3 rRNA genes are annotated in these 686 nt (G+C 43.3%); all 3 read right to left on the bottom strand.

Features of this window, described 5'->3' with window-relative positions:
- Window positions 1-83: ribosomal RNA gene (locus tag DXA97_RS19850) — 23S ribosomal RNA — on the bottom strand; the annotation flags it as partial.
- Window positions 84-404: 321 nt separating this feature from the next.
- Window positions 405-522: ribosomal RNA gene (gene rrf / locus DXA97_RS19845) — 5S ribosomal RNA — on the bottom strand.
- 63 nt (window positions 523-585) lie between these two features.
- Window positions 586-686, bottom strand: a 16S ribosomal RNA gene (locus DXA97_RS19840); the annotation flags it as partial.

Here is a 686-nt window from a genome sequence, read left to right as displayed (position 1 = left end):
TCCCCGAAGCTTTTCGCAGCTTATCACGTCTTTCATCGGCTCTTAGTGCCAAGCATCCACCCTGCGCTCTTTATAGCTTAACCAATTGATGTTCACCTGCGGGTGCGGGCTACTTATCTACGATACATAGCGTTGTATCGCTGGTCTTAGGTTCGTTATTTAAAACGAGTTATTTGTTTGGTTACATCTTGCGATGTAACACCTCGGATGTCTTGATATTATCTTTTAAAAGATTTTATCTTGATTAATTCAATATGCAGTTTTCAAGGTACATGTCTGACTGATGTTTTATCAGTCATTAGAAAACTCAAAACTTTTGAACTCTCTAATCACTGGTAAAAAGCTCAGCGAGTAAATATTTTATATGATCTTGACTGTTTTGTCAAGCACTTTTTCATTTTTTATTCCGGCACCCACCTGCTCTCCCATGCCGTCTCCAGCATAGTACCATCGGCCGCTTAAGTCTTAACCGTCGTGTTCGGGATGGGAACGGGTGTTTCCCCTAAGCGCATCGGCACCGGAAATCTTGGAACCTTTTTATCAAAGATTCAACAGTGTTTAAAACTCTTACTTCTTCTTCCTTAGAAAGGAGGTGATCCAGCCGCACCTTCCGATACGGCTACCTTGTTACGACTTCACCCCAGTTATCAATCCCGCCTTCGGCAGCTCCCTCCTTGCGGTTGGGT

This window comes from Clostridium sp. OF09-36, from assembly GCF_003481985.1.
Classification (GTDB): Bacteria; Bacillota; Clostridia; order Lachnospirales; family Lachnospiraceae; genus Brotaphodocola.
This window is presented reverse-complemented; position numbering and strand designations above follow the sequence as displayed.